This window comes from Micromonospora sp. CNZ309 (genome assembly GCF_002846525.1).
Genome location: NZ_PJNG01000001.1, coordinates 4,215,709 through 4,236,116 on the forward strand (window position 1 = coordinate 4,215,709; position 20,408 = coordinate 4,236,116).

Below are 20,408 nucleotides of genomic sequence, written 5' to 3' on the forward strand. Positions count from 1 at the left end.
GGTGACGGGCGCGTCGTCCCATCGTACCCACCGGCCCGGGCCGTCCCCGGCCGGTGGCGGCCCAGGTCACCGGTAGCCGGGGGCGGACGCGGCCCCGGCGTTGGGTCTACGGTGAGGGGGTGCACGACGAGCCCATCGACCCCTTCAACGGCGACCCGGCCGATCCGGCAGCCGGCCTGCACGATCCGGGCGACGACGCCCCACTCGACCCGCTGACCGACGTCGAGCGACAGGACGTGCTGGAGGATCTCGCCGACCTGGAGATCTACCAGGCGCTGTTGGCGCCGATCGGGGTGCGCGGGCTGGTCATCGAGTGCGAGGACTGCCGGGAGCCGCACTACTTCGACTGGGACCTGCTGCGGGGCAACCTGCGCCACCTGCTCAGCTCGGGGCGCCCCCGGGTGCACGAGCCGGCCTACGACCCCGACCCGGACCACTACGTCACCTGGGACTACGCGCGCGGCTACGCCGACGGGGTGCACGACACGCTGACCGAGGGCACCGACGAGGAGCCCGACGCCGAACGCTGAGGCGGGCCGGGGCCGCATCGGGTGGGTTCAGCCCGCCCCCGGCTCTCCGCGCGCCGGGCCTTCCGGCGGGCCGTACGGCTCAGGCCACCAGGCCGGCGCGGAAGCCGGCCGCCACGGCGTGCGCGCGGTCGCGGGCGCCGAGCTTGCGGAACAGCCGGCGGGCGTGGGTCTTCACGGTGTCCTCCGAGACGAACAACTCGCGGCCGATCTCGGCGTTGCTCTTGCCCTCCGCCATGCCCAGCAGCACCTGGAGCTCGCGTTCGGTCAGCCCGACCTGGGACCGGCCGCCGCGCTGACCGGGCCCGCCCCGCCGTCCCGTGGGCGCGGCCTCGGCCGGCTCGTCGGCGGCCTCGGCGGGGTCGTCGCCGCGCTGCGCCGGCACCACGGTCGGCGCGCCGCCGGAGCCGTCGGGGGACGTCGCCGACCAGGTGGGGCCGGGCTCGGCCGGCGGGCGCTTGGCCGTCGCGGCCCGGGTGGGACCGCCGACCGCGGCGGTGTCCCGGGCCGGGTCGGTTACCGCGCGCCGGGCCGACCGTCCGGGTGCGGAGAGCAGCAGCAGGGCCTTGGCGACCGCGCTGGTCAGGTCGTGGTCGACGCCCTGGATCAGGCCCCGGGCGCCCGCGCTGATCGTGGCCGCGGCCGCCTCGGACTCCTCCGTGCCGAGCAGCAGCACGGAGGCCTGCGGCGCGCGGGCGAGCACCCGCCGGACGAAGCCCGCGCTGTCCGGGCGGGTGAGGGCGGTGTCCGCGAGCACCACGTCGGCCGGGCGCTCGGCCAGCCGCAACATCACCTCGGGATCGGAGACGGCCGTCCGCACCACGGCGGACAAACCGAGCCGTGCCGCCGCGGACGCGAGATGTTGCGCCGCGAGCGGTGTCCGAACGCACACGAGAACCGTACGCACAGTGGTCTCCTCTCCGCCCAAGAGCAGACCATGACCGGGTCGGGTCGCGAGGGGGTTCCGGCAATCCTCCGAACTTTTCCGACAAGTGGGGCATATGCCACCAGTTGCCGGAAGTTTTCGATCACAGGTGTGTGAGCCGGCGACCGCCCGGGTACTCCAGGCTCCAGGCCGGAAACGGCGCGCCTGCGCGGACCGTCGCCCGGACGCCGATTCACCAGGATCTGCGCGGTGCCGCGCGGGAGGAGGGGTGCTGATGTCGAACGTACGCAGACTGCCCGGACCCATCGTCGACCTCTGGGACTGGCAGCGGCTCGGTGCCTGCCGGGGCCGGGACAGCGCGCAGTTCTTCCACCCGGACGGCGAGCGCGGTTCGTCCCGCCTGCGCCGGGAGTCCGGTGCCAAGGCCGTCTGCCGCGCCTGCCCCGTACGGGCCGAGTGCGCCGCCCACGCCCTCGCCGTCCGCGAGCCGTACGGCGTGTGGGGCGGGTTCAGCGAGTCGGAGCGGCTGCGTCTGCTCGCCGTCGGCTGGGAGGACCTGGCCGACCGCCGGCAGAGCAGGGTGGACGTGGCCCGGCTGGAGGCCCGACTGGGCCAGCCGCACCGGTCGACCGTCCCCGCCCAGCGCAAGATCGCCTGAGCCGCCAGCCTGCGAAGACCACACCGACGCCGCGTCCCTACCCGGGGCGCGGCGTCGCGGCGTTCCCGGCCGGGCCGGCACCGCCCCGTCAGGCCTCCGGGCGCTCAGCGCACCGTGACGGTGACGGTGTGCCAGCCGGTGGCGCCGTCCGGGGCGACCGCCTGCCGCCGCCCGGTCTGCGTCTCGCCGGTGACGTCGGCCGCCCGGACGGTGAGGGTGTGCTCCCCCGGCGTGGCGTCCCACCGCCACGACCACTGGACCCAGGTGTCCACGGAGACCACGGGCGCCAGCTCCGCCTCGCGCCACGGCCCGTCGTCGACGCGTACCTCGACGCGGCTGATGCCGCGGTGCTGCGCCCAGGCCACCCCGGCCACGGTGACGGCACCGGCGGTGAGCCGGTTGCGCGGGCGGGGCGTGTCGATGCGCGACTGGGTCTTCACGGGTCCCTGCGCCGACCAGCCGCGCGGCACCCAGTACGCGTCGAAATCCGCGAAGCTGGTCAGCTCCAGCTCGGTGATCCACTTGCAGGCCGACACGTACCCGTACAGGCCGGGCACCACCATCCGCGCCGGGAAGCCGTGCTCCACCGGCAGTGGCTCGCCGTTCATCCCCACCGCCAGCAGCGCGTCGCGCCCGTCCCGGAGCACGGCGGTCGGCGTGCCGCAGGTCCAGCCGTCCACCGAGCGGCCGACGACCTGGTCGGCGCCCTCCTGCGGCTCCGCCTCGTCGAGCAGTTCCCGGATCGGCACGCCCAGCCAGCGCGCGTTGCCCACGAGGTCCCCACCCACCTCGTTGGAGACGCAGGCGAGGGTGACGTACCGCTCGACCATCGGGCGGGCGAGCAGGTCGGCGAAGCTCAGCTCGATCTCGTTGCGTACCCGGCCGTGGATGCGCAGCCGCCACGTCTGCGGGTCCACCTGCGGCACCACCAGCGCGGTGTCGATCCGGTAGAAGCCGAGGTTCGGCGTGACGTAGGGCGCGAGCTGGGTCAGCGACAGGTCCGCCCCCGCCGGCACCGCCGGGGCGGGTACCACCGGGGCGGGCAGCACGACGGCCTCCCGGGCCGCCGACACGCCCCGCCGGCCGGCGAGCCAGCGACCGCCCAGCCCGGCCACCCCGGCCGCGCCGACCAGCACCCCGGCCCCGGTCAGGAACCGCCGCCGCGACGCCGGGTCGCCGGGCTCCGACGGCGGCGGGGGCGCCCCGGCGGCGGTCGGCGGCGGTGCCCCGACGGACGGGCTCGTGGGCGGCGCGGCCGAGGTGGCCGGGCTCGTGGACGAGGCGGTGGACGGCGGCGGGTCCTCGGCGGCCGGCGGCGTCGGCGGGGACCAGGGCCACGGGTCGAGTTCGAGCGGGCCGGCGACGAAGGCCCAGAGCACCGCCGCGCCGAGCCCCGCGCCGAGCAGCGAGGGCAGCGCGTCGGCGGGCCCGGCGCCCGCCCGGGTCACGGCGGCGGCCACACCGAGGGCCGCGAAGGCGGCGATGCCGGCGAGGCCGATCGCCAGCCGGCGCCGGGACAGCACGCCGAGCAGCGCGGCGGAGGCGGCGAGCAGCAGGCCCGTCCCGACCAGCAGGGCGATCTTGTCGTACGTGCCGAAGAGGGCGATGCCGAGCTGCTTGAGCGGCTCGGGCACCGTGTCGACCACGAGCCCCCCGACGGCGACCAGTGGCGCCGAACGGGGGCCGGTCAGCACCGCCACCAGTTCGGCGCAGCCGATCGCCACCGCGGCGGCGGTGACCCCGGCCAGGGCGGCGTAGCCGCGCGTCGTGCTGCTCATCGGGCCAGTGTTTCCGATGCACCGGCCGGCCGGTAGTCGCGCCGGCGCCCGCAAGGGCGTCGGGGCGCACCGTCACGCGGACGGTGCGCCCCGACGAGGCGTACGGCGAGGGTCAGAAGCCCGGGCCGTGCTGGTGGCCGTGACCGTGGCTGTGGCCGTGCCCACCGGCGGCGGCCGGCTCGGCCTTCTCCGGCTTCTCCACCACGAGGCTCTCCGTGGTGAGCAGCAGGCCGGCGATCGACGCGGCGTTGGTGACCGCGTTGCGGGTCACCTTCACCGGGTCGAGGATGCCGGCCTTCGCCAGGTCGACGTACTCGCCGGTGGCGGCGTCGAGGCCGTGGCCCCACTCCTTGCCGGCGACCTTGTTCACGACGACGTAGCCGTCGTGGCCGGCGTTCTGGGCGATCCAGCGCAGCGGCTCGACAAGCGCCTTGCGCACGATCGAGACGCCGACCTTCTCGTCGCCGGTGAAGCCGAGGTCGTCGTCTAGCGCCGGCAGGATCTGCACCAGTGCGGCGCCGCCGCCCGGGACGGTGCCCTCCTCGACCGCGGCCTTGGTGGCGGCGATCGCGTCCTCGATGCGGTGCTTGCGCTCCTTCATCTCGACCTCGGTCGCGGCGCCGACCTTGATGACCGCGATGCCGCCGGAGAGCTTGGCCAGCCGCTCGGCGAGCTTCTCGCGGTCCCAGTCGGAGTCCGAGGCCTCGATCTCCTTGCGGATCTGCGCGACCCGGTCGGCGACCTCGCTGGACTTGCCGCCACCGTCGACGACCGTGGTGTTCTCCTTGTCGACCACGACGCGCCGGGCGGTGCCGAGCACCTCCAGGCCCACCTGGTCGAGCTTGTAGCCCAGCTCGGGCGCGACCAGCTCGGCGCCGGTGAGGATCGCCATGTCCTGGAGCATCGCCTTGCGCCGGTCACCGAAGCCGGGGGCCTTGACCGCGCAGACCTTGAGGGTCTTGCGGATCGAGTTGACCACCAGCGTCGACAGCGCCTGGCCGTCGACGTCCTCGGCGATGATCAGCAGCGGCTTGCTGTTCTGGAGGACCTTCTCCAGCAGCGGCAGCAGCTCCTCGATCGCCGAGATCTTCTGGGTCGTGATCAGGATGTACGGGTCCTCCAGGACCGACTCCTGCGACTCCATGTCGGTGACGAAGTTCGGCGAGATGAAGCCCTTGTCGAACTGGAGACCCTCGGTCACGTCCAGTTCGGTGTGCAGGGCGGAGCCCTCCTCGACGGTGATGACGCCGTCGCGGCCGACCTTCTCCATCGCCTCGGCGATCAGCTCGCCGATCGTGGCGTCCTGCGCGGAGATCGTCGCGACGTGCGCGATCGACTTCTTGTCGGCGACGTCGACCGCGCGGCCGAGCAGCGCCTCGGAGACCTTGGCGGCCGCCGCGTCGATGCCCCGCTTGAGGCCGGCCGGGTTGGCGCCGGCCGTGACGTTGCGCAGGCCCTCGCGGACCATCGCCTGGGCCAGCACGGTGGCGGTGGTGGTCCCGTCGCCGGCGACGTCGTTGGTCTTGGTCGCCACCTCCTTGACCAGCTGCGCACCGAGGTTCTCGTAGGGGTTGGTGAGCTCGATCTCCTTGGCGATGGTCACGCCGTCGTTGGTGATCGTGGGCACACCGAACTTCTTGTCCAGGACGACGTTGCGCCCGCGCGGGCCGAGGGTGACCTTGACCGCGTCAGCGAGGGCGTTGACACCGTGCTCGAGCAGGTGCCGGGCGTCGTCCGAGAAGCTCAGGATCTTCGCCATGAATGTCCCTTCGAAGCGACGTCGCCCCGGCCCGGCGAGCCGGACCGGGGCGACGACACTGATCGGTTGCTTACTTCTCGATGACCGCGAGGACGTCGCGGGCGGAGAGCACCAGGTACTCCTCGCCGGCGTACTTGACCTCGGTGCCGCCGTACTTCGAGTAAAGGACGGTGTCGCCGACCTTGACGTCGATCGGCACGCGGTTGCCCTTGTCGTCGATCCGGCCCGGGCCGACAGCGAGGACGGTGCCCTCCTGCGGCTTCTCCTTGGCGGTGTCGGGGATCACGATGCCCGACGCCGTGGTGGTCTCAGCCTCGTTCGCCTGGACCACGATCCGGTCCTCGAGCGGCTTGATCGCAACCTTGGTCGCGGTAGTCACGGGCATACCCTCCTGGGGTACTGGTTTCGTTACCGACCGGCAAGCCGGCCAGCGTCAATCTGCCACATGCCACCGGGCGGGGCCGTCGTCGCGGGTGCCGGTCCGCCTGGCGTTCAGCGCCCAGGCACGAGGCCCGGAAGCTGGCACCCTCGGGGTGAGAGTGCTAATCGCAGGCTATTCCTCGGCTGGCACTCCGTCAAGGAGAGTGCCAACCCGCCGCCCGGCGCGTCGGGTCCGACGACCACAATGACCGGGTGGATCTCGACCAGCTCGCCGCCCTGCGTACGCCCGAGGGGTCGGCCGCGCTCGACGCCGCCGCGCGGGTGGCCGGCGGCGACCCGCTGACCGCGGCGGCCGCGCTCCGCTCGACGGGGCTGCCGGCCAACCTGGCGTCGGCCGCCCTCACCCAGGCCGAACTGCGCCGCCGGGCGGTCGGCAAGTTCGGGCCGGCCGCGGCGCGCATGTTCCTCACCCGGCCCGGGCTGGAGCAGGCCACCCGGGGCGTCGTCGCGGCACGGCGGGCCGAGCGGCTGCGGGCCGCCGGGGTGCGCACCCTCGCCGACCTCGGCTGCGGCCTCGGCGCGGACGCGCTCGCCGCCGCCCGCGCCGGCATCCGGGTGTACGGCGTGGAGGCCGACCCGGTGACCGCCGCGATGGCCGCCGCGAACGCCGAGGCGGCCGGGCTGGCCGAACTGTTCACCGTGGAGTGCGGCGACGCCACCGCGTTCGACGTCGGCCGGGTCGACGGGGTGTTCTGCGACCCGGCGCGGCGCAGGGCGGGCACCGGACGGCGGATCTTCGACCCCAACGCCTACTCCCCGCCCTGGGACTTCGTGGTCGGGCTGGCCGAGCGGGTGCCGCACACGGTCGTGAAGGTGGCCCCCGGCATCGACCACGCGCTCGTCCCGGCGGGCGCGGAGGCCGAGTGGGTGAGCGTCGACGGCGACCTGGTCGAGGCGGCCCTGTGGTGCGGCGAGTTGGCGCGGGTTCCCCGCTGCGCCACCGTGTTGCGCGGCAGGGCAGGGCTTCCGGCCGGCACCCCCGGCGCGGCGGCGGAGGCCTCCGGTCGACCGACCGACCCCGGCGGCTGCCACCAGCTGACCGGCTCCGGCGCCGCCGAGGCCGCCGTCGGCCCGCCGCGCCGCTTCCTGTACGACCCGGACCCGGCGGTCGTCCGCGCGCACCTGGTCGCGGAGCTGGCGGACGTCCTGGGCGCGACGCTGGCCGACCCGAGCATCGCCTACCTCTACACGGACGCCCCGACGCCGACGCCGTTCGCCCGCTGCCTGGAGGTCACCGACGTGCTGCCGTTCTCGCTCAAGCGGCTGCGGTCGCTGCTGCGGGAGCGTCGGGTCGGGCGGGTGGAGATCCTCAAGCGCGGGTCGGCGCTGGAGCCGGAGAAGCTCCGGCGGGACCTGCGGCTGGCCGGGGACGAGCCGGCCAGCCTGGTGCTGACCCGGGTCGCCGGGGCGCCGACCGTGCTCGTCTGCCGCCCGGCCGGGTAGCGCGCGACCGGGGCCGGCGCGGGTGTCGACCGCCCGGCCGTTTCGGGTCGCGGGTCGGGCGACAGCGGGTTAGCTTGACCGTCATGGCGGGACAGGGCACTCCGGCGACCGCGCTGCTGACGAAGCGGAAGGTGCCGCACAGCACCCATCCGTACGACGTCTCGCCGGACGCGCCCCACTACGGCGCGCTGGTCGCGGCGGCGCTGGGGGTGCCGCCGGAGCGGGTGTTCAAGTCGCTGGTCGCCGAGGTCGACGGCGCGCTGACGGTGGCGGTCGTGCCGGTCACGGGCGAGCTGGACCTCAAGGCGCTCGCCGCGGCCGTCGGTGGCAAGCGGGCCACCATGGCCGACCGGGCGGTGGCCGAACGGGCCACCGGCTACGTACGCGGCGGGATCAGCCCGCTCGGGCAGCGGCGGCGGCTGCCCACCGTGCTCGACTCGTCGGCGCTCGACCATCCCACCGTCTACGTCTCGGCGGGCCGGCGCGGGCTCCAGCTCCAGCTCGCCCCGCAGGATCTGGTGGCGCTCACCGGGGCGGCCACGGCCCCGCTGGCCGCCCACTGAGCTGCGCCGCTCCGGCGCGCGGCGGGAAAGCGCTCCCCCGGTGCACGTCGGCCAGGTGTCAGGGACGTTGCTGAATTGTTACTGCCGACAACAAACTCGCGACCTCGGTGGTCTTGTGCCCACGGCGTGACGCGGAATACGTTGCCGGACACAACAAAACAACATCATCCCCCACCCCCGAAAGGACCCTGCAGATGCGCAAGGGCTTCCTCACCTTCGCCGCCGTGGGCCTGCTGGCCACCGGCAGCATGGCCGCCTGCGGCGACGACTCCGGCTCCGACGCCGGCGGCTCCTCCGAGAAGAAGCCGAAGATCGGCGTGATCCTTCCGGACAGCAAGTCCTCCGCCCGCTGGGAGGGCGCCGACCGCAAGTTCCTGACGGAGGCGTTCGAGGCCGCCGGCGTCGAGTACGACATCCAGAACGCCCAGGGCGACAAGAGCGCCTTCCAGACCATCGCCGACCAGATGATCACCAACGGCGTCACCGCCCTGATGATCGTCAACCTGGACTCCGGCACCGGCAAGGCCGTCCTGGACAAGGCGAAGTCCCAGGGCGTGGCGACCATCGACTACGACCGGCTGACGCTGGGCGGCTCGGCCACCTACTACGTCAGCTTCGACAACGAGGCCGTCGGCAAGCTCCAGGGCGAGGGCCTGAGCAAGTGCCTGACCGACAAGGGTGCCAAGAACCCGGTCGTGGCCTACCTGAACGGCTCCCCGACCGACAACAACGCCACGCTGTTCAAGAACGGGTACGACTCGGTGCTCAAGCCGAAGTTCGACTCGAAGGAGTACACCAAGGGCCCGGACCAGAACGTGCCGGAGTGGGACAACGCCCAGGCGGCCACGATCTTCGAGCAGATGCTCACCCAGCAGCGCGGCAAGATCGACGGTGTGCTCGCCGCCAACGACGGCCTCGGCAACGCGGCCATCTCGGTGCTGAAGAAGAACAAGCTCAACGGCAAGGTCCCGGTGACCGGCCAGGACGCCACCCCGCAGGGCCTGCAGAACATCCTCGCCGGCGACCAGTGCATGACCGTCTACAAGGCGATCCGGGACGAGGCGAAGGCCGCCTCGGACCTGGCCATCGCGGTGGCCAAGGGTGAGAAGAAGGAGACCAGCCAGACGGTCAAGGACCCGGAGGGCGGCCGGGACGTCCCGGCGGTGCTGCTGACCCCGAAGCTGATCTTCAAGGAGAACGTCAAGGACGTCATCGCCGACGGCTTCGTCACCAAGGACGAGGTCTGCGCCGGGGCGTACGCCAAGCTCTGCGCCGACGCCGGCATCAGCTGACCCGTACCCGATTCCACGCGCACGCCGCCCGGCACGGACCCTGTGCCGGGCGGCGGTTCGCGCCGGACGGGATCCGAGACCTTCCCTCCCCCTGAAGGAGCCCCCGTGTCCGCAACCCCCCTGCTGGAACTACGCGGGATCGACAAGAGCTTCGGTCCCGTCCAGGTCCTGCGCGACGTCGCCTTCACCGCCCACCCGGGCGAGGTGACCGCGCTGGTCGGCGACAACGGCGCCGGCAAGTCGACCCTCGTCAAGTGCATCAGCGGCATCCACCCCAGCGACGCCGGCGAGTTCCGCTTCGACGGCCGGCCGGTGACCATCAACAGCCCCCGCGACGCCGCGGCGCTCGGCATCGAGGTCGTCTACCAGGACCTCGCGCTCTGCGACAACCTCGACATCGTGCAGAACATGTTCCTCGGCCGGGAGAAGCGCAGCGGCATCGTGCTCGACGAGCCGACCATGGAACAGATGGCCGCCGACACCCTCGCCGGGCTGAGCGTACGGACCGTCAAGTCGCTGCGGCAGCACGTCTCCAGCCTCTCCGGCGGCCAGCGGCAGACCGTGGCGATCGCCAAGGCCGTGCTCTGGAACAGCCGGCTCGTCATCCTCGACGAGCCCACCGCCGCGCTCGGCGTCGCGCAGACCGCACAGGTGCTGGAACTGGTCCGCCGCCTCGCCGACAACGGCCTGGCCGTGGTGCTCATCTCGCACAACATGAACGACGTCTTCGCCGTCTCCGACCGGATCGCCGCGCTCTACCTCGGCCAGATGGTCGCCCAGGTGAAGACCACCGACATCACCCACTCGCAGGTGGTCGAGCTGATCACCGCCGGTCGCTCCGGCGGGCTCGGGCTCGCCGCCGAGCCGACCAACGGCGGCAACGGGCACGGCGCGGGGCCGACCGGCAGCAACTCAGGAGGCGTCCGATGACCACCGTCGTGCACAAGGACGGCCCGGCGGCCGTCACACCGCCGGCCACCCTCGCCAGCCACGTCCGCAACTACGTCGGCCGGGTCCGTGGCGGCGACATCGGGGCGCTGCCCGCCGTACTCGGCCTGGTCGTGCTCTGCACGGTCTTCTCGATCATGCGGCCGTCGTTCCTCACCGCCGGCAACTTCGCCAACCTGTTCACCCAGGGCGCCGCCGTCACGCTGATCGCCATGGGGCTGGTCTTCGTCCTGCTGCTCGGCGAGATCGACCTCTCCGCCGGCTTCGCCAGCGGGGTCTGCGCCGCCATCCTCGCCAACGTGGTCACCGTGCTCGGCTACCCGTGGTACGTGGCCGTGCTCGCCGCGATCGTCACCGGCGTGGCGATCGGCACCACCCTCGGCTTCCTCGTCGCGAAGATCGGCATCCCGTCCTTCGTGGTGACCCTCGCCGGGTTCCTCGCCTTCCAGGGCATCGTGCTGATGCTGATGGAGGAGGGCACCAACATCGCCGTCCGCGACGAGGTGCTGGTGGCCATCGCCAACCGCAACCTCCCGCCCGTCCTGGGCTGGCTGCTGGCCGCCGTGGCGGTCGTCGGCTACGCGGCCGTGCAGCTGGTCCGGCACCGTACGCGGGCCGCCCGGGGCCTGGTGACCGACCCGGTCGCGGTGGTCCTCGCCCGCATCGGCGGGCTGGCGCTCATCCTCGGCGTCGCCGTGTTCATCCTCAACCTGGAGCGCAGCCGCAACGTCGTGATCAGCTCGCTCAAGGGCGTGCCGATCGTGGTGCCGATCATCGCGGTGCTGCTGGTCGTCTGGACCTTCGTGCTCCAGCGCACCAGCTACGGCCGGCACGTCTACGCGGTGGGCGGCAACAAGGAGGCGGCGCGCCGGGCCGGCATCAACGTGGACCGCATCCGCATCTCGGTCTTCGTGATCTGCTCCTCGATGGCGGCCGTCGGCGGCATCGTCGCCGCGAGCCGGGCCAACTCGGTGGACCCCAACACGGGTGGCAGTAACGTACTGCTCTACGCGGTCGGCGCGGCGGTCATCGGCGGCACCAGCCTCTTCGGCGGCAAGGGCCGGGTGCTCGACGCCGTCCTGGGGGGCGCGGTCGTCGCGGTCATCGACAACGGGATGGGCCTGATGGGATACAGCTCGGGGGTGAAGTACGTGGTCACCGGCGTGGTGCTGCTGCTCGCCGCGAGCGTGGACGCGTTCTCCCGCCGGCGGTCCACCTCCACCGGCAACCGTTGACCCCGCGGCACCGGGAGTGACGACGGCGATGCGCGCAGGACCGAGCCAGGACGAGATCCGTCGGCAGAACCTGGGCGCGTTGCTGCGCTACGTGCACGTGCACGGGGCCACCACCCGCGCCGAGCTGACCACCGCGCTGGGGCTCAACCGCAGCACCATCGGCGCGCTGACCGCCGACCTTGCCGGCGCCGGGCTGGTCAGCGAGGGGACGCCGAAGGAGACCGGCCGGGCCGGACGACCGTCGCTGGTCGTCCGGCCCGAGTCGGACCGGGTGCACGCGTACGCGTACAGCATCGAGGTGGACCGGCTGCGGGCCGCGCGGATCGGTCTGGGCGGCGCGGTGCTCGACCGCCGGGAGCTTGACCGCCCCCGCGGTCTGACCGCCGCGGAGGCCGCCCCGCTGCTGGCCGGGGCGGTCAAGGAGATGCAGCAGAGCGCGCCGGCGGACGCCGTCTGCGTCGGCGCGGGCGTCGCCGTCTGCGGCATGGTCCGGCGCGACGACGGGCTGGTCCGGCTGGGCCCGACCACCGGATGGGTGGACGAGCCGATCGGCGCCGCGCTCGGCGCCGAGCTGGGCTGCGACGTGACCGTAACCGTGGGCAACGTGGCCGACGTGGCGGCCTTCGCCGAGCACGCCCGGGGCGCGGCCGCCGGCTGCGACAACGTCATCTACCTGTACGGGGACGTGGGCGTCGGCGCCGGCATCATCGCCGGCGGGCGCCGGCTGACCGGGCACGGCGGCTACGGCGGCGAGGTCGGCCACATGGTGGTCGTCCGGGACGGCACGCCCTGCGAGTGCGGCTCCCGGGGTTGCTGGGAGACCGAGATCGGGGAGTACGCGCTGCTGCGGGCGGCCGGCCGCTCCGACGCGCGGGGCCGCGACGCGCTGCTGGCCGTCTTCGACGCCGCCGACCGGGGCGACCTGCGGGCACAGACGGCGGTACGCCAGGCCGGCGACTGGCTCGGCTTCGGGGTGGCCAACCTGGTGAACATCTTCAACCCGGAGATGGTCATCTTCGGCGGCGGCATGCGGGACCTCTACCTCGCGTCGGCGGCCCAGGTGCGCAGCCGGCTCAACTCGGTCGCCCTGCCCGCCTGCCTGGAGCACGTCCGACTGCGTACTCCGAAACTCGGCGACGACGCGGCCCTGATCGGCGCCGCCGAGCTGGCCTTCGAACGCCTGCTCGCCGACCCCCTCGACGCCGGCTGACCGGTCCCGCCCCCGGCCCGGCGGTGCCGTTCCGCCCTCGGCCCTGGGTGCCGTTCCGCCCTCGGCCCGGAAGCGCGGCGGGGCCGGTCCGGTGAACCGATCGGTCGGCCCGTCCGTACCAGTGCGCGGACGGGCGAGGGCGCAGCGTCGCCCGGCCCGGACCCGTTTCGGACCGGACCGAGGAGGCACCACGGACATGGCACCGCTCAGATCCGCCCGTCGCCCGCGCGGACACCGGAGTCTCCGCCTGGCGGTGCTGCTCGTCGCCGTCGCCGCCGGGCTCGGCCCGCTACCCGGCGTGGCCGTCGCCACGCCGGGCGGTCAGCAGCTCAACGCGGCCGACGCCGCCCTGCTCAACGGGGTGCGCCTGGCGGGGCTCTGGGAGATGCCGGCCGGGCAGATGGCCGCCGAGAAGGGGCAGAGCCCGAAGGTACGCGAGATCGGCGCCGGCATCGCCACCGAGCACGAGGAACTGGACCGGCTGACGGTCGAGGCGGCCAACAAGCTCGGGGCGAGCATCCCGAGCGACCCGACCGCCGAGCAGAAGGGCTGGCTGACGGAGATGCAGAACGCCTCCGGCGCCCGCTTCGACCAGCTTTTCGTCACCCGGCTCCGGGTCGCCCATGGCAAGATCTTCCCCGTCATCGGAGCGGTCCGCGCCAGCACCCGCGACCCGGTGATCCGCCAGCTCGCCGACGACGCCAACCGCTTCGTCCTGCACCACATGCAGATGCTGGAGAGCACCGGACTGGTGCGCTGGCCGGAACTGCCGCCGGCCGCCCTGCCCGCCCCCGGCGAAGACGGCCTGCTCGCCGCCGCCTCCGCCAACTCCGGCCCGCCGATCGGGGTCAGCAGCACGGTGGTCTGGCTGGTCTTCCTCGCCGCCCTCGGCACGGGCGGCGTCGCCACGTACCGCATCCTGCGCCGCACCTGACCGCCGCCCGGCCGCCGCCCGTCGTGTGGCGGGCCGACGACCGCGCGCGTCGCCGACGAGACGACGACCACCGGCGTGACCGTGAGTAGTCGTCCCGGGCGTGTCGGCGTCGCCACCGACCACCCTCCTCGCCCCCTTTGCTCTGCAGCCATCCACGCACCGACTACGCGCGGTGGCTGGTGCGTCGGTGGCTGCAGAGCAAAGGGAGCGTGAGGGGTGTCAGCCTGCTCGACAGCGCTGAGAAGAAACTGCTGGTCAGCGGGGACCACGTCGAGAGCGTTGCCTGTCGTGTCCTTGAGGCCGACAAAAAGTGACTACCCTGTGTGAGGGCGATGCCTCTCCTCGGCTTCGTCACTTTCGGTAGTCGTGGCAGTCCTGCTCGGGAATCAGCGCGGGTCCCGGCACGGGTGCACCCGCCAAGCACTTCGCGCGTCCCCGCTCGGCGACGGCGCGCCCATCGTGATGAGCAGGACCGGGGGCGCCACGCTGTACCGCCCGCCCTCGAACAGGGCGCGGCGCGTCAGGAGGCGGTGCCGTGCCAGGAGCGCCAGAGGGCCGCGTAGGAGCCGTCGGCCGCGACCAGCTCGTCGTGCGAGCCGATCTCGGCGATCCGCCCGTCCTCCACCACCGCCACCCGGTCCGCGTCGTGCGCCGAGAAGAGGCGGTGCGCGATGGCCACGACCGTACGGCCCGCGAGGACGGCCGCGAGGGACCGTTCCAGGTGCCGGGCCGCGCGGGGATCGATCAACGAGGTGGCCTCGTCGAGCACCAGGGTGTGCGGGTCGGCCAGCACCAGCCGGGCCAGCGCCAGCTGCTGCGCCTGCGCGGGCGACAGCGGGTGCCCGCCGGCGCCGACCAGCGTGTCCAGCCCGTCCGGCAGCCCGTCGGCCCAGTCGAGCGCGTCGACGGCGGCCAGCGCCGACCGGACCGCCGACTCGTCGGCCCCCGGTCGCACCATCGCCACGTTCTCGCGCAGCGTACCGATGAAGACGTGGTGTTCCTGGGTGACCAGGGCGACGTGCGTACGCAGCTCGGCCAGGGGCAGCTCGTCGAGGCGTCGACCGGCCACCGTGACCGAGCCGGTGCGGGGCGCGTGCACCCCGGCGAGCAGCCGACCGAGCGTGGACTTGCCGGCGCCCGACGGACCCACCATGGCCAGCTTCTCCCCCGGTTCCGGCACCAGGGTCACCCCGTGCAGCACGTCCCGGCCCTCCCGGTACGCGTACCGGACGTCCCGGGCGGCGAGCCGCCGGTCCCCCGGTGGCGCGGGATCGGCCGGGCCTGGGGAACCCACGCCGGGCGGGACCGTCGCGCCGACGGGCGGGGCCGGTGCGCCGGGCGGCGCGTCGGCGGCGGCCACCCCGAGCAGCCGGGCCATCGAGGCTCCGCCGACCTGCAACTCGTCCAGCCAGGAGAGCAGCCGGTCGACCGGGTCGATCAGCTGCTGCACGTAGAGGGTGGCGGCGGTGACCTCGCCGAGGCTCACCCAGCCCTTCAGGTAGAACCAGCCGCCGATGAGCAGCGTCGCCACCACCGGCAGCACGTAGCCGATCTCGGCGACCGGGAAGAACACCGTGCGCAGCCGCAGGGTGTAGCGCTCGGCCGCGTACGACCGGCGGATGTCGGCGTCGGTGCGGGCCCGGCGGCGCGCCTGCTGCCGCAACGCCTCCGTGGTCCGCGAACCCTCGACGGTCTCGCTGATGCCGTCGGTGATGTCGGAGTAGGCGGCGTTCTCCCGCAGGTAGCCGGCAGGGGCGCGGCGCAGGTACCAGCGGGTGCCGGCCCACAGCAGCGGCACCGCGAGCAGGCACGGCAGCGCGAAGAGCGGGTCGACCAGGAGCAGCGCGCCGACGATGAAGCAGCCGGTGACGACCGCGATCAGCGTCTCCGGTACGGCGAACCGGACCGTCCGCGACAGCGCGGAGACGTCCCGGGACGTCCGGGTGAGCAGGTCGCCAGTGCCGGCCCGCTCGACGGTGGCCAGCGGCAACGCCAGGATCCGGTCGACGAACTCCTCGCGCAGCTCGGCCAGCACCCGCTCGCCGAGGCGAGCCGACGCCAGGTGGGCGAAGCGGACCAGCACCGACTGCACCAGCACGAACCCGGCGATCAGCAGGGCGATGCGGTCGACGGTTACGCCGGACGTGCCGCGCGAGATCCCCTCGACCAGGTCGCCGAGCAGCCACGGCGCGACGAGCCCGGCCGCGGCGGCCAGCGCGTGCAGGCCCAGCGCGACCCCGAGCGCCCTTGGGTGCCGGCGGGCCAGCGTGCGGGCGTAGCGGCGCACCTGGCGCCCGTCGGCGACGGGCAGTGCGGTGGCCATCAGTCCTCCCCCCGGCTGACCGTCGCCCGGTAGCGCGGCTCGCCGTCGAGCAGTGCGGTGTGCGCCCCCTCGGCCACCACCTTGCCGTCCTCCACGAAGATCACATGGTCGGCGCGGTGCAGCACGAGCGGGCTGGTGGTGCAGACCAGGGTGGTCCGGCCCGCCCGGGCGGCGCCGAGCCGGTCGGCGATGCGGGCCTCGGTGTGCGCGTCCACGGCGCTCGTCGGCTCCACCAGCAGCAGGGTCTCCGGGTCGGCGACCAGGGCCCGGGCCAGCCGCAGCCGCTGCTGCTGGCCGCCGGAGAACTCCCGGCCGCGCTCGGCGACCGGGCTGTCCAGCCCCGCCGGCAGGGCCTCGACGATGTCGGTCGCGCTCGCCGCCGCCAGCGCCGCCGCGATCGTCGCGTCGTCGGCCCGGTCGTGCGGGTCCAGCTCCGCGCGCAGCGGGCCGGTGAACAGGTGCGCGTCGTTGTCGGCCACCAGGATCCGCTCGCGCACCGTCGGCAGCGCCACCTCCCGCAGCGGTACGCCGTGCAGCGTCGCGTCCGAGTCGACGTACCGGCCGAGGCGGTCCACGATCGCCACCGCGTCCTCGGGCGCGGTGGCCGCGAGCGCGGTGAGCTGGCCCGGCCGTACCGTCACGCCGGAGGCCACGTCGACCAACTCGCCGGGGCCGTCCGGCAGGGCGGCCGGGCGCGCCGGGTCGAGCAGTTCCGGGGTGAGCCGCAGCAGCCGCACCACCCGCCGGGCGGCGACGTGCCCGCGGGTCAGCTTGTCCACCGCCTCGGTGAGCTGCCGCAGCGGGCTGACCAGGAACGCGGTGTAGCCGTAGAACGCCACGAGTTCGCCGGCGCTGATCTCGCCACGCAGCGCGAACCGGGCGCCGAGCCAGGTGACCAGCACCAGGAACGCCCCCGGGAGCAGCACCTGGGCCGCCTCCAGCAGCGACTCGATGCGGGCCACCCGCAGCCCGTCGGCGCGCAGCGCCTGCGAGCGCGCCCGGTAGTGGTGGGAGAGCACCGGTTCGCCGCCGACGCCGCGCAGCACCCGCAGCCCGGAGACGATGTCGCCGGCCCGCGCGGTCAGCGCCCCCTCCGAGTCCCGGTACGCCTGCTGCTGCCGGTGCAGCGGCCGGATGAGCAGCCCGACGACCGCCATCAGCAGCGGTACGCCCAGCACCACGACCAGCCCGAGCGGCACGGAGGCGCCGAGCAGGATCACCCCGACGGTCACGATCGCCACGACCGCGCCGGCGCCCCGGGCGGTGATGTCGATGGCCGAACCGATCTGGCTGATGTCGGCCGTACCGATGCTCACCACCTCGCCGGCGGAGACGCGGCGGGGCAGCGCGGCACCGAGCCGGTTCGCCGCGCCAACGGTCAACTGCACCGTCCCGTACGCGCCGGCGAGGAAGTTGTGCACCGCGCAGCGGTGCCGCAGGATCCCCGCGACCGCCTGGAGCACGCCCAGCCCGAACAGCACCAGTCCCCAGGTGAGCAGGGCGTCCTCGTCGCGGCGGGTGAGCCCGTCGACGGCCCGGCCGACGGCCGCCGGCACCAGCGCCTGGGCGACCATCCACACGACGCCCAGCAGGATGCCGACGGTGAGCAGCGCCTTGTGCCGCCCGGCGAGCCACACGAGGTAGCGGGTCGCCGAGCGGATGTCGGGTACGCCGGGGTCCCCGGCCGGTGTGAAGCGCATGGCCCACCGACGCTAGGTGGCGGGCCGGTCACGCCGCCAACCATTTACCGCCTCGGCGTGCCGTGGCTCACGCAACTTCCGCCGTCGCCCGGCCGGCCCCGCCTCAGCGGTCGACCTGGGTGAAGTCCCACGAGTGCGGCGGGCGGGCGAGCAGCATCGCGGGCGGCGCCGGCAGCGGGCGAGGGTTGCTGCGCCACTTGGAGATGACCACCACCCGGTGGTCGGTGGAGGAGAACACCTCGCTGGACAGGTGCATCGGGTCGTGCTCGAACTCCGGCAGCGCGGTGTCGCAGACCCAGGTGATCAGGTCCGTCACGCCGTACGGCTCCGCCCGCGCCTCCCACATCCGCACGATCACGTCAGCCGTCCTCGGGTTCACACGCTGACCGTGGTCAGCGGCATGGCGGAGTCAGCGGGCAGGTCCAGCCGGCTCGGCGCGACACCGGCGGAGACCAGGTGCGAGCCGAGGGCGGCGACCATCGCGCCGTTGTCGGTGCAGAGCCCGGGGCGGGGCACCCGGACGCGGATGCCGTGTGCGGCGGCGCGGTGCTCGGCCATAGCCCGCAGCCGGGAGTTGGCCGCCACGCCCCCGCCGATCACCAGCGTCTCGACGCCGTTGGCCCGGCAGGCGTCCAGCGCCTTGCGTACCAGCACGTCGCACACCGCCTCCTGGAAGGACGCGGCGACGTCGGCGACCGGCACCGGTTCGCCGGCCCGCTGCCGCGCCTCGACCCACCGGGCCACCGCCGTCTTCAGCCCCGAGAAGGAGAAGTCGTAGCGGTGGGCGGCGAGGTCCTTGGCGGCCGTCAGGCCACGCGGGAACCCGATGGCGGCCGGGTCGCCGGCCCGGGCCTCCCGGTCGATGTACGGGCCGCCGGGGAACGGCAGCCCGAGCAGCCGGGCCACCTTGTCGAACGCCTCGCCGGCCGCGTCGTCGATGGTGGCGCCGAGCGGGGTGACGCCCCGGGCCAGGTCGTCGACGAGCAGCAGGGAGGAGTGCCCGCCGGAGACCAGCAGGGCGATCGCCGGCTCGGGCAGCGGGCCGTGTTCCAGGGTGTCCACGGCGACGTGCGCGGCCAGGTGGTTGACGCCGTAGACCGGCTTCTCGGCGGCGATGGCGTAGCCCTTCGCGGCGGCCACCCCGACGAGCAGCGCGCCGGCCAGCCCCGGCCCCGAGGTGACCGCGATCGCGTCGATGTCGGCGAGGGTCACCCCCGCTTCCGTCAACGCCCGCTGCATGGTCGGCACGATGGCCTCCAGGTGGGCCCGGCTGGCCACCTCGGGCACCACACCGCCGAAGCGGGCGTGCTGTTCGACGCTGGAGGCGAGCGCGTCGGCCAGCAGGGTGTGCCCGCGTACGATGCCGACCCCGGTCTCGTCGCAGGAGGTCTCGATGCCGAGGATCAGGGGTTCGTCAGTCATCGCCCACATCCTGCGCTGCGCTGCATGACCAGCGCGTCGGTGTTGCTCGGTTGGTAGTAGCCGCGCCGCACGCCGATCGGCTCGAAGCCGTACGTCGCGTAGAGCTTCTGGGCGGGGGCGTTGTCCGCCGCGACCTCCAGCAGCGTGCTGCGGGCGCCGAGCCGGGCGGCCTCGGCGAGCAGCGCCTCCAGCAGGAGCCGCCCGATGCCGCGCCGCTGGGCGTCCCGGCGCACCGCGACGTTCTGCACCCACGCCTCGTCGGGTGGTGCCACGGCGAGGCCGGCGTAGCCGAGCACCTCGCCGTCGTCGGTGGCGACCAGGTAGAAGTGGCCGTTGGCCAGCTCGTTCCAGAACATCGCCGCCGACCACTGCTCGGCACCGAACAGGTCCGCCTCGATCGGCAGCACCTCGTCGACGTGCCACCACCGGAACCGCTCCAAGCGAACCGTCATGGCAGGACCGGCTTTCGGGCGGTCGCCGCCACGGCGTCCGGGCGGCGCAGGTAGAGCGGGGTGAGCGCCTCCGAGGGGGCGCCGGCCCGGATGCGCTCGCCGGCCAAAGCCGCCAGCACGGCCGCGTCCGGGTAGCGGGGCTCGTCCCGTACGGGCAGGTCGAGCGCGTCCGCGTACCGGTGCGCGCCGTCACCGACCGCAGCCGTGACGGCCAGCCCTCGGGCGCGTTCGGCGGCGACCGCCGGCACGGAGACCTCCGGCCCGACGATCCGCTGGCCCGCGCCGTCGTACACCGCCCAGTAGATCTCCCGGCGGCGCGCGTCGCTCGCCGCCAGCACCGGCTCGCCGGCGGCCGCCGGGTGGCCGATGGCGTCCAGCGAGCAGACGCCGTACGTCGGGACGCCCAGCACCTGGCCGATGGTGGCGGCGGTGACCAGCCCCACCCGCAGCCCGGTGTACGGGCCGGGGCCGAGCCCGGCGACGATCGCGCCCAGGTCGGCGGGACGGGCACCGGCCTCGGCGAGCACAGCGTCGACCTGCGGCGCGAGCAGTTCGCCGTGGGCGCGGGCGTCGACCGTGCAGCGGTACGCGCGGGGCGTCACGCCGTCCGCCGCGACCTCCACCAACGCCGCGGTCACCGCGGGCGTCGAGCTGTCCACCACCAGTACCAGCACGGTGAGCCAGCCTAGCCGCCCCCTTCGTCACCCCCGGTGACGCCCTTCCCCATCCCCGGGTGTGCCGGCACTCGCACCAGCCGGCGCTCCGACGTCCCGCGTCCGGCCATGCGGCGCTCGGGTTTGCCGACGCCGGGATGCGCCGGCGGCCGGGTCGGGCCTG

17 protein-coding genes and 3 pseudogenes are annotated in these 20,408 nt (G+C 74.1%); 9 read left to right on the forward strand and 11 right to left on the reverse strand.

The window, feature by feature from the left end; all coding sequences use genetic code 11:
• The first annotated feature begins 119 nt into the window (after window positions 1–119).
• Window positions 120–530 carry a DUF5319 domain-containing protein gene (locus tag CLT72_RS17445; protein ID WP_089003204.1) on the forward strand — a complete coding sequence of 137 codons (411 nt, stop codon included), beginning with the start codon at window positions 120–122 and terminating at the stop codon, window positions 528–530.
• 79 nt (window positions 531–609) lie between these two features.
• On the opposite strand, the gene CLT72_RS17450 is transcribed toward CLT72_RS17445, so the two are convergent.
• Window positions 610–1,434: a helix-turn-helix transcriptional regulator gene (locus tag CLT72_RS17450; RefSeq protein ID WP_101412746.1), complete on the reverse strand. Its 825-nt coding sequence runs from the start codon at window positions 1,432–1,434 to the stop codon at window positions 610–612.
• Window positions 1,435–1,687: 253 nt separating this feature from the next.
• On the opposite strand from CLT72_RS17450, the gene CLT72_RS17455 reads away from it, so the two are divergent.
• Complete coding sequence (locus CLT72_RS17455) at window positions 1,688–2,071, forward strand: WhiB family transcriptional regulator (protein ID WP_089003203.1); 384 nt, start codon at window positions 1,688–1,690, stop codon at window positions 2,069–2,071.
• A gap of 104 nt (window positions 2,072–2,175) precedes the next feature.
• Here the strand turns inward: CLT72_RS17455 and CLT72_RS32865 are convergent.
• The 4 genes and pseudogenes from CLT72_RS32865 to groES all read right to left on the reverse strand — a co-directional run.
• Window positions 2,176–3,243 (reverse strand): annotated as a pseudogene (locus CLT72_RS32865) (molybdopterin-dependent oxidoreductase); the annotation flags it as partial.
• 128 nt (window positions 3,244–3,371) lie between these two features.
• Window positions 3,372–3,849: pseudogene (locus CLT72_RS32870) on the reverse strand (molybdopterin-binding oxidoreductase); the annotation flags it as partial.
• Window positions 3,850–3,961: 112 nt separating this feature from the next.
• Entirely contained in the window at window positions 3,962–5,608 is a 1,647-nt protein-coding gene (gene groL / locus CLT72_RS17465) for a chaperonin GroEL (protein ID WP_101412748.1), read from the reverse strand.
• A 70-nt stretch (window positions 5,609–5,678) separates the two neighbouring features.
• Window positions 5,679–5,993, reverse strand: a complete 315-nt coding sequence (gene groES / locus CLT72_RS17470; RefSeq protein ID WP_018222648.1) for a co-chaperone GroES — start codon at window positions 5,991–5,993, stop codon at window positions 5,679–5,681.
• Between the two features lie 248 nt (window positions 5,994–6,241).
• On the opposite strand from groES, the pseudogene CLT72_RS17475 reads away from it, so the two are divergent.
• From CLT72_RS17475 to CLT72_RS17505, 7 genes and pseudogenes are all read left to right on the forward strand, one after another.
• Window positions 6,242–7,483, forward strand: a pseudogene (locus tag CLT72_RS17475) (THUMP-like domain-containing protein); the annotation flags it as partial.
• Window positions 7,484–7,575: 92 nt separating this feature from the next.
• On the forward strand, window positions 7,576–8,055 hold the full coding sequence (ybaK, locus tag CLT72_RS17480; RefSeq protein WP_101412750.1) for a Cys-tRNA(Pro) deacylase: 480 nt from the start codon (window positions 7,576–7,578) through the stop codon (window positions 8,053–8,055).
• A 194-nt stretch (window positions 8,056–8,249) separates the two neighbouring features.
• A complete protein-coding gene (locus CLT72_RS17485) occupies window positions 8,250–9,347 on the forward strand; it encodes a sugar ABC transporter substrate-binding protein (RefSeq protein WP_101412751.1) in 1,098 nt (365 codons plus the stop codon).
• Window positions 9,348–9,452: 105 nt separating this feature from the next.
• Window positions 9,453–10,277, forward strand: a complete 825-nt coding sequence (locus CLT72_RS17490; protein ID WP_101412752.1) for an ATP-binding cassette domain-containing protein — start codon at window positions 9,453–9,455, stop codon at window positions 10,275–10,277.
• Complete coding sequence (locus CLT72_RS17495; RefSeq protein ID WP_101412753.1) at window positions 10,274–11,530, forward strand: ABC transporter permease subunit; 1,257 nt, start codon at window positions 10,274–10,276, stop codon at window positions 11,528–11,530. Before CLT72_RS17490 ends, CLT72_RS17495 begins: the two co-directional genes overlap by 4 nt.
• Before the next feature lie 28 nt (window positions 11,531–11,558).
• A complete protein-coding gene (locus CLT72_RS17500; RefSeq protein ID WP_101412754.1) occupies window positions 11,559–12,740 on the forward strand; it encodes an ROK family protein in 1,182 nt (393 codons plus the stop codon).
• Window positions 12,741–12,936: 196 nt separating this feature from the next.
• Window positions 12,937–13,674 (forward strand): DUF4142 domain-containing protein, encoded by a 738-nt coding sequence (locus tag CLT72_RS17505; protein WP_101412755.1) that lies wholly within the window; start codon window positions 12,937–12,939, stop codon window positions 13,672–13,674.
• Between the two features lie 520 nt (window positions 13,675–14,194).
• Here the strand turns inward: CLT72_RS17505 and CLT72_RS17510 are convergent.
• From CLT72_RS17510 to tsaB, 6 genes are all read right to left on the reverse strand, one after another.
• A complete protein-coding gene (locus tag CLT72_RS17510) occupies window positions 14,195–15,997 on the reverse strand; it encodes an ABC transporter ATP-binding protein (RefSeq protein WP_101412756.1) in 1,803 nt (600 codons plus the stop codon).
• Complete coding sequence (locus CLT72_RS17515; RefSeq protein ID WP_101412757.1) at window positions 15,997–17,697, reverse strand: ABC transporter ATP-binding protein; 1,701 nt, start codon at window positions 17,695–17,697, stop codon at window positions 15,997–15,999. Before CLT72_RS17515 ends, CLT72_RS17510 begins: the two co-directional genes overlap by 1 nt.
• A 103-nt stretch (window positions 17,698–17,800) precedes the next feature.
• Entirely contained in the window at window positions 17,801–18,055 is a 255-nt protein-coding gene (locus CLT72_RS17520; protein WP_088998417.1) for a hypothetical protein, read from the reverse strand.
• Window positions 18,056–18,072: 17 nt separating this feature from the next.
• A complete protein-coding gene (gene tsaD / locus CLT72_RS17525; protein ID WP_101412758.1) occupies window positions 18,073–19,119 on the reverse strand; it encodes a tRNA (adenosine(37)-N6)-threonylcarbamoyltransferase complex transferase subunit TsaD in 1,047 nt (348 codons plus the stop codon).
• Entirely contained in the window at window positions 19,116–19,571 is a 456-nt protein-coding gene (gene rimI / locus CLT72_RS17530) for a ribosomal protein S18-alanine N-acetyltransferase (RefSeq protein WP_101412759.1), read from the reverse strand. Before rimI ends, tsaD begins: the two co-directional genes overlap by 4 nt.
• Entirely contained in the window at window positions 19,568–20,245 is a 678-nt protein-coding gene (tsaB, locus tag CLT72_RS17535; RefSeq protein ID WP_101412760.1) for a tRNA (adenosine(37)-N6)-threonylcarbamoyltransferase complex dimerization subunit type 1 TsaB, read from the reverse strand. The genes rimI and tsaB overlap by 4 nt, the downstream gene beginning before the upstream one ends.
• Window positions 20,246–20,408 lie beyond the last annotated feature (163 nt).